This window comes from Streptomyces sp. CLCI03 (genome assembly GCF_053615355.1).
The window spans coordinates 4,357,501-4,365,000 of record NZ_CM132132.1 but is presented as its reverse complement, the minus strand read 5'-3'; the positions used below and the strand labels follow the sequence as shown (position 1 = coordinate 4,365,000).

7 protein-coding genes, 2 rRNA genes and 1 pseudogene (1 of these 10 only partly in view) are annotated in these 7,500 nt (G+C 65.8%); 5 read left to right on the top strand and 5 right to left on the bottom strand.

Translation table 11 applies throughout. The features are described 5' to 3' along the window. Positions 1 to 256: 256 nt before the first annotated feature. A complete protein-coding gene (locus tag ACWG52_RS20155; protein ID WP_389818417.1) occupies positions 257 to 1,189 on the bottom strand; it encodes a quinone oxidoreductase family protein in 933 nt (310 codons plus the stop codon). A gap of 91 nt (positions 1,190 to 1,280) precedes the next feature. Between ACWG52_RS20155 and ACWG52_RS20150 the strand changes: the two genes are divergently transcribed. The 3 genes from ACWG52_RS20150 to ACWG52_RS20140 all read left to right on the top strand — a co-directional run bounded on the left by ACWG52_RS20150 (position 1,281) and on the right by ACWG52_RS20140 (position 2,709). Next, complete coding sequence (locus tag ACWG52_RS20150) at positions 1,281 to 1,712, top strand: MarR family winged helix-turn-helix transcriptional regulator (RefSeq protein WP_390169629.1); 432 nt, start codon at positions 1,281 to 1,283, stop codon at positions 1,710 to 1,712. Between the two features lie 46 nt (positions 1,713 to 1,758). After that, positions 1,759 to 2,277 (top strand): putative immunity protein, encoded by a 519-nt coding sequence (locus tag ACWG52_RS20145; RefSeq protein ID WP_389818411.1) that lies wholly within the window; start codon positions 1,759 to 1,761, stop codon positions 2,275 to 2,277. Positions 2,278 to 2,442: 165 nt separating this feature from the next. Further along, positions 2,443 to 2,709, top strand: a complete 267-nt coding sequence (locus ACWG52_RS20140; protein ID WP_390169630.1) for a hypothetical protein — start codon at positions 2,443 to 2,445, stop codon at positions 2,707 to 2,709. An 86-nt stretch (positions 2,710 to 2,795) separates the two neighbouring features. Here the strand turns inward: ACWG52_RS20140 and ACWG52_RS20135 are convergent, their stop codons facing one another. Further along, positions 2,796 to 3,371 (bottom strand): ATP-binding protein, encoded by a 576-nt coding sequence (locus ACWG52_RS20135; RefSeq protein ID WP_390141750.1) that lies wholly within the window; start codon positions 3,369 to 3,371, stop codon positions 2,796 to 2,798. Positions 3,372 to 3,480: 109 nt separating this feature from the next. Next, positions 3,481 to 4,064 (bottom strand): annotated as a pseudogene (locus tag ACWG52_RS20130) (cadmium resistance transporter). Positions 4,065 to 4,342: 278 nt separating this feature from the next. On the opposite strand from ACWG52_RS20130, the gene ACWG52_RS20125 reads away from it, so the two are divergent. Together ACWG52_RS20125 and ACWG52_RS20120 are read left to right on the top strand one after the other, a co-directional pair. Beyond that, the gene (locus tag ACWG52_RS20125) at positions 4,343 to 4,513 is read left to right on the top strand and encodes a hypothetical protein (protein WP_389818402.1); all 171 of its coding nucleotides are present in this window, start codon (positions 4,343 to 4,345) and stop codon (positions 4,511 to 4,513) included. A 54-nt stretch (positions 4,514 to 4,567) separates the two neighbouring features. After that, a complete protein-coding gene (locus tag ACWG52_RS20120) occupies positions 4,568 to 4,726 on the top strand; it encodes a VOC family protein (protein ID WP_389818399.1) in 159 nt (52 codons plus the stop codon). A gap of 85 nt (positions 4,727 to 4,811) precedes the next feature. On the opposite strand, the gene rrf is transcribed toward ACWG52_RS20120, so the two are convergent. Then, positions 4,812 to 4,928 (bottom strand): 5S ribosomal RNA (gene rrf / locus ACWG52_RS20115). A gap of 79 nt (positions 4,929 to 5,007) precedes the next feature. Then, positions 5,008 to 7,500 (bottom strand): 23S ribosomal RNA (locus tag ACWG52_RS20110) (it continues 629 nt past the right edge of the window).

Sequence of the window (7,500 nt, the reverse complement as noted above, 5' to 3'; positions counted from 1 at the left end):
CGGGAGCAGCCGGACCAGCTGGAAGGCGGTCCCCGCGTCCGGCCGGGTCGATGCGGCCCGGACCTCGTACCGTCCGGGCGTCGGCTCCATCCGTGTGTGGTTGTCGGGCTCCGTCGCCGGCTCGGCGGCCCCCACCGTACGAAGAAGAAGACCCCGTGCTCCGGTAGGACGTCGTGGACGAGGGCTCGTCTCCCAGCGCATGTCTCGCCATGCGGTGAGGTGAGCCATGCGGTGAGGTGAGAGGACGACCGCTCCCTCAGGGGACCAGAACGACCTTGCCGAGGTTCCGGCGCTGCTCGATGAGCGCGTGGGCGCGGGCGGCCTCGGCGAGGGGGATCTCCTCGTGCACGGCCGTGCGCAGGGTGCCCGCTGCCCGCAGCTGCCAGAGCTCGCGCAGCCAGCGCTCGTACAGTTCGGGCTTGCCCGTGGCGATGGCCCGTATCTGGAAACCGATCATCGAGGCGCCGCGGACCAGGAGTTCGTACGCCTCCACCGTGCCGCCGCCGGAGCTGAAGGCCACCAGGCGGCCGCCCGTGGCCAGGGCTCGTACGGCGGGGCCGAGCAGATCGCCGCCGACGCCGTCGAGGATCACGTCGTACGGGCCGTTCCAGCCGGCGTCCCCGTACAGGACGACCTCGTCGGCGCCCAGGCCGCGGACGAAGTCGGCCTTGTCCGGGCTGCTGACGGCCGCGACGACGCGTTTCGCCCCGCCGGCTTTCGCGTACTGCAGGGCGAGCGTGCCCACCGCGCTCGCCGCCGCCGTCACCAGGACCGATTCGCCGGGCTCCGCGCGCGCGGCCTCGTACGCGCCGCGGGCCACCAGCCCGCTGCGGACCAGCGCGACCGCCTCGACGGCGCTCGCGTCGGCCGGGATCCGGGAGGTCATCGCGGTGGGGAGGACGGCGTACTCGGCGTAGGCATCGGCGAAGCAGAGTCCGGTGACGCGTTCCCCGGCGCGGAAGCCGGTGACGCCCGGGCCGGTGGCGACGACCGCCCCGGCCACCTCGCCTCCGAACGGGACGGGCTCGCCTCCCTCTCGCACCTCCCGCACCTTGCGCACGGTCGGCAGGGTCACCCCGACCGCCTCGACCCGGACCAGCAGTTCACCGGCGCCCGCCGTGGGTATGTCCGCCTCCTCGGCGAACAGCACCTCCGGACCACCGTTGACCTCATGGCGCATGCGCAGCACAGGACCTCCCCACGTCCGAACATTTTCATTGGATGTCCCAACGATATGACCAAAGTCGTAGGGAAGTCCAACGACTTTGTAGGCTGGGCCCATGACCTCGGCCCTCCACCACATCCAGTCCTTGCCCTCCTGGCTCGTCGGCCGCGTCGCGGCGCGCGGCCGCGAACTGGTCGCGGCGGCGCTCGCCGCGGAAGGGCTGAAGCTCATGCATCACGCGGTGCTGGCCGCCACCGCCGAGTACGGACCGGTCGCCCAGGCCGACTTGGGCCGCCGGCTCGCCGTCGACCCCAAGGACATGGTCGGCATGCTCAACCACCTCCAGGAGGCGGACCTCGTACTGCGCACGCCGGACCCCGACGACCGCCGTAAGAACGCCGTCACCGTCACTCCGGAGGGGACGGCCGTACTCGCCCGCTGCGCGGCCCTGGCCGAAGCCGCCAACGCCGAGTTCCTCGCCCCGCTCGCCCCGTCCGAGCGGGAGCACCTGGTGGCCCTGCTGACCCGGCTCCACGAGGCCCCGTAGGTCGCCGCAGGCTCCGCCGCACACGGCAACGGCGCATGATGGGCGGATGGACGAGGTGACCATCAGCGAGGAAGACCGCCGCCAACTCGGCCTCTGGGCCGCCGACTGCGTCGAACGGGCCCTCCCCCTGTTCGAGGCGCAAGCTCCCTCCGACCCCCGCCCGCGCGAGGCGATCGAGGGCATCCGGGCCTTCGTACGCGAGGGGAAGCGAACCGCGCAGCTGCGCGCCCTCGCCTGGGCCGCCCACGCGGCCGCGCGCGAGGTCGACGACCCGGCGGCCACGGCCGCCGCCCGCGCCGCGTGCCACGCGGCGGCGACCCCGTACATCCACCCGCTGGCCACCCCGCACCAGTCGAAGCACGTCCTGGGACCCGCCGTGTACGGGGCACTCGGTCATGAGCTGGCCGCGGGCGATGCGGGCTCCGCCGACGAGGAGATCCGCCGGGCGATCGAGCAGGCCCCGCCGGAGGTCCGCGCACTGCTGCGCCGGATGCCGGCCCGCAAGCCCGGGCGCAGCCGGCTGGACACGCTCTACTACGAACTCGACGCCGCCCTCCGCGGCTGAAGCCCCTCGGGCCGCCCTGAAGGGGGTAACTCCGGCCCTGGCAGCCCGACATGGGCCCGACGACTTTAGGCTCGCACCTGGAGCCCCTGCCTCGACGAAAGTCGCGCACACGATCATCCTCCGTGCGGACGGAGACCATCGCCCTTGGGCCCTAGCGTGATCGGCATGACCGGTGACACGGGGGACGGGGCGGACGGGCGGACCTGGCGGCGGACCGCGCTGGGGGTCACGGCGGGGGTCCTCACCGCGGCGGCCGTGTGCGCGATCTTCTGGTGGCACGGCTGGAACATGCCCACCACGGCGGCCTGGCTGTCCAGCAAGGCCGCGGTGAAGGTGGGCTTCTTCATCGCCGCGGGAGGCCTCGCCTCGGTGACCGTGTGGTGGCAGGCCCGCCGCGGATCACGGTCCACGCCGCCCGAGGACGCAGACTGAGGCGCGTACGACGCCGTGCCGCCCGTGCCCCTTCCTGGCCGGCCAACTGCCCCGCACTCATCGCCGGTCTGGCCCTGCTGTGGAACTCAGGTGTGGGCGAAGGCCGCGTCGACAGCTTCCAGCCGGAGATCGTGGATCGGGAACGTCGTGGGTGAAGGATGTTCGTTGCACGCTTCTCCGTGCAGCTCTTCGGGACGCAGCGCCCAGGCGATGGCCTCGCCCGGACCGCAGAATGAAGGATCAAGCTGGAACGTGGTCCGGGTCCCGAACGGTTTCGGCGCCATGAACTCTCTCCCGGGGCCGGTCGGGTCCATCCCGAGGAGCTCCTGGCGATAGCCGTGGCCATCCAGCCACACCTCGATGACCGTGCGGATGCTGAGTGCGGCAGCTGCGGAGGGCGCTCGACGCTGCATGTCGAACATGTCGAGCAGGGAACCGAAGAATCCCGGAAGAAGCCTCTCCCGTTCATCGGCACTGGGGCGCTGATCGCTCTCCACTGTGAAGCTGAGATCAGATCCGATCTCGACACTGATCTGTCCATGCCTGCCGTCGCGACGGTGCAGCCCGTCCCGGGCCACCGCACGCAGGACCTCGGTGGGAAGCTCGGGGCTGCCCTGATCAACGAGAAAATACCTCGCCGGGCGGCGCCGCACATGCTCCATGAAGTCGACTGTCCGAAGCGGCTCGACGGTGAACCTCTCCACTCGTCCTCCCCTCGCCCTCCCCATCTCTGCACCTGCAGCCAACCACAGTCGATCACCGCACCCACCACTACAGGCCGAAGGCGCCACCCTCGATGAGGACGAGCAGGCCGATGGCGATCAGGACCAGGGGCAGCAGGATGCGGCCCCGGCGGGCAAGCGCCTGGGCGATGACGGGGCGGGTGGCGAAGAACGTGCCCGCGAAGCACCACACGGCCACCAGGACGAGGAACACCGCTGCATACGCCCCCATGCCGCCGATGCCAGCAGTGGCGAAGACGGGCACGTAAACACCGATGTTGTCGCCGCCGTTGGCGAACGTGACCACGGCGACCTCCAGCGGGCCCGGCCCGACCTCCTTACCCTGCTCCGCCTCTTCGTCCACGGCCCCGTCGCGGTGGTCCTTCCCTGCCAGGCGGCCTTGAGGCCCAGGGCGAGCGGCAGGAGTCGGAGGTAGGGGATGGCGGACTCGGGCAGGAAGGTGGCTCCGAACGCTGCCGCCACCGCAACGGCGAGGATCGCGGCGAAGCCCAGGTACTGAGCCAGCACGATCCGGCGGGTAGAACCGGGGTGACCGGTGCCCTGGGCGAAGAACAGCGCGAGGATCAGGATGTAGTCGACGTTGGTGGCGGCGAACAGTCCGGCCGCCTGCACGATGACGCCCAGGTCCACGAGTAGCTGCTCTCCTTCAGCGCGACTGCCCCGGTGGCGCTATCGGGAGCCCGCACCGCAGCGATCCCTGGGCCAGGGTTCTGTGCTGTCCCTCCTGGACGGATGGACGGATGGACCGAGAGCTTCGGTGTCTCCGTCGACGCCTGTAGCCGGCTACGTCGTTCCGCACCCCGGCGGTCACAAGTCCCAGCGGGGCGGTGACTGTGGCGGGCCCGAGCCTGCAACCGAAATCCGGTGGACGAGGTAGGGATACTGCGGTCATGGCCGCTACTCAGCAGCTCGCCCGCATACCCGAGGCGTATCTCGCCGCCTGCCGTCAGTCCGCCGCCGCGTCACGGGACGGCGATCCCCGCTGGGATCCACCAGCGTGCGACATGCTGGACCTGGACTGGGCACCGGCTCTGCTGAAACGTGTCGGCGAGGTGGCCTGACTCGGAGAGGTCCTGTTCGCGGGGCCCGGCGAGGCGGCGCAACGGGTGGCGGGAGTGGCGGCGACACTCGTCGTCGCCGACCTGAACGCCGCGGTCGAGGAGGCACAAGGAGGCGGAGCCGAGATCGTCATGCCGATCCAGCCCACTCCGAACGGCCACCGCGCCGTGCTCCGGCACCCCCACGGCGGCGTCTTCGAGTACATCGGCCCCTGAGCCGGCCAGTTCCCATTGACCCCTGAACGCAGAAAAGCCCCGCACCGAACCCGTAAAGGGCTGGTGCGGGGCTTCCGCAATGATTGTTCGGCGGCGTCCTACTCTCCCACAGGGTCCCCCCTGCAGTACCATCGGCGCTGAAAGGCTTAGCTTCCGGGTTCGGAATGTAACCGGGCGTTTCCCTAACGCTATGACCACCGAAACACTATGAAATTCTGAACATGCTGGTGTTGACACAGCTGTTCGTTATTTCAGAACTAACACAGTGGACGCGAGCAACTGAGGACAAGCCCTCGGCCTATTAGTACCAGTCAGCTTCACCCGTTACCGGGCTTCCACATCTGGCCTATCAACCCAGTCGTCTACTGGGAGCCTTACCCTCTCAAGGAGGTGGGAATACTCATCTTGAAGCAGGCTTCCCGCTTAGATGCTTTCAGCGGTTATCCCTCCCGAACGTAGCCAACCAGCCATGCCCTTGGCAGGACAACTGGCACACCAGAGGTTCGTCCGTCCCGGTCCTCTCGTACTAGGGACAGCCCTTCTCAATATTCCTACGCGCACAGCGGATAGGGACCGAACTGTCTCACGACGTTCTAAACCCAGCTCGCGTACCGCTTTAATGGGCGAACAGCCCAACCCTTGGGACCGACTCCAGCCCCAGGATGCGACGAGCCGACATCGAGGTGCCAAACCATCCCGTCGATATGGACTCTTGGGGAAGATCAGCCTGTTATCCCCGGGGTACCTTTTATCCGTTGAGCGACGGCGCTTCCACAAGCCACCGCCGGATCACTAGTCCCGACTTTCGTCCCTGCTCGACCCGTCGGTCTCACAGTCAAGCTCCCTTGTGCACTTACACTCAACACCTGATTGCCAACCAGGCTGAGGGAACCTTTGGGCGCCTCCGTTACCCTTTGGGAGGCAACCGCCCCAGTTAAACTACCCATCAGACACTGTCCCTGATCCGGATCACGGACCGAGGTTAGACATCCAGCACGACCAGAGTGGTATTTCAACGACGACTCCACAACCACTGGCGTGGCTGCTTCAAAGTCTCCCACCTATCCTACACAAGCCGAACCGAACACCAATATCAAACTGTAGTAAAGGTCCCGGGGTCTTTCCGTCCTGCTGCGCGAAACGAGCATCTTTACTCGTAGTGCAATTTCACCGGGCCTATGGTTGAGACAGTCGAGAAGTCGTTACGCCATTCGTGCAGGTCGGAACTTACCCGACAAGGAATTTCGCTACCTTAGGATGGTTATAGTTACCACCGCCGTTTACTGGCGCTTAAGTTCTCAGCTTCGCAACCCCGAAAGGTCACTAACCGGTCCCCTTAACGTTCCAGCACCGGGCAGGCGTCAGTCCGTATACATCGCCTTACGGCTTCGCACGGACCTGTGTTTTTAGTAAACAGTCGCTTCTCGCTGGTCTCTGCGGCCACCCCCAGCTCACGGAGCAAGTCCGATCACCAGTGATGGCCCCCCTTCTCCCGAAGTTACGGGGGCATTTTGCCGAGTTCCTTAACCATAGTTCACCCGAACGCCTCGGTATTCTCTACCTGACCACCTGAGTCGGTTTAGGGTACGGGCCGCCATGAAACTCGCTAGAGGCTTTTCTCGACAGCATAGGATCATCCACTTCACCACAATCGGCTCGGCATCAGGTCTCAGCCTTGATGAGGGACGGATTTGCCTACCCCTCGGCCTACACCCTTACCCCGGGACTACCACCGCCCGGGCTGGACTACCTTCCTGCGTCACCCCATCGCTTACCTACTACAAGTCTGGTTCGTCGGCTCCACCACTTTCCTTTCCCCGAAGGGTCCGGAACGGCTTCACGGACTTAGCATCGCCTGATTCGATATTGGGCGTTTCAAAGCGGGTACCGGAATATCAACCGGTTGTCCATCGACTACGCCTGTCGGCCTCGCCTTAGGTCCCGACTTACCCTGGGCAGATCAGCTTGACCCAGGAACCCTTAGTCAATCGGCGCACACGTTTCTCACGTGTGTATCGCTACTCATGCCTGCATTCTCACTCGTGAACCGTCCACAACTAGCTTCCGCTGCTGCTTCACCCGGCACACGACGCTCCCCTACCCATCACAGCCTCCGTTGGGAGTATTGCTGCAATGACACGACTTCGGCGGTACGCTTGAGCCCCGCTACATTGTCGGCGCGGAATCACTTGACCAGTGAGCTATTACGCACTCTTTCAAGGGTGGCTGCTTCTAAGCCAACCTCCTGGTTGTCTCTGCGACTCCACATCCTTTCCCACTTAGCGTACGCTTAGGGGCCTTAGTCGATGCTCTGGGCTGTTTCCCTCTCGACCATGGAGCTTATCCCCCACAGTCTCACTGCCGTGCTCTCACTTACCGGCATTCGGAGTTTGGCTAAGGTCAGTAACCCGGTAGGGCCCATCGCCTATCCAGTGCTCTACCTCCGGCAAGAAACACACGACGCTGCACCTAAATGCATTTCGGGGAGAACCAGCTATCACGGAGTTTGATTGGCCTTTCACCCCTAACCACAGGTCATCCCCAGGTTTTCAACCCTGGTGGGTTCGGTCCTCCACGAAGTCTTACCTCCGCTTCAACCTGCCCATGGCTAGATCACTCCGCTTCGGGTCTAGAGCGTGCAACTCAATCGCCCTGTTCGGACTCGCTTTCGCTACGGCTTCCCCACACGGGTTAACCTCGCTACACACCGCTAACTCGCAGGCTCATTCTTCAAAAGGCACGCAGTCACGACTGTATGTGCAAGCACATACAGC

Bases quoted from the DNA above. Each gene is read 5' to 3' on its own strand.
- ACWG52_RS20125 (WP_389818402.1), top strand. From the start codon at position 4,343: ATGGCCGCTACTCAGCAGCTCGCCCGCATACCCGAGGCGTATCTCGCC.
- ACWG52_RS20150 (WP_390169629.1), top strand. From the start codon at position 1,281: ATGACCTCGGCCCTCCACCACATCCAGTCCTTGCCCTCCTGGCTCGTC.
- ACWG52_RS20135 (WP_390141750.1), bottom strand. From the start codon at position 3,371: ATGGAGCATGTGCGGCGCCGCCCGGCGAGGTATTTTCTCGTTGATCAG.
- ACWG52_RS20145 (WP_389818411.1), top strand. From the start codon at position 1,759: ATGGACGAGGTGACCATCAGCGAGGAAGACCGCCGCCAACTCGGCCTC.
- ACWG52_RS20140 (WP_390169630.1), top strand. From the start codon at position 2,443: ATGACCGGTGACACGGGGGACGGGGCGGACGGGCGGACCTGGCGGCGG.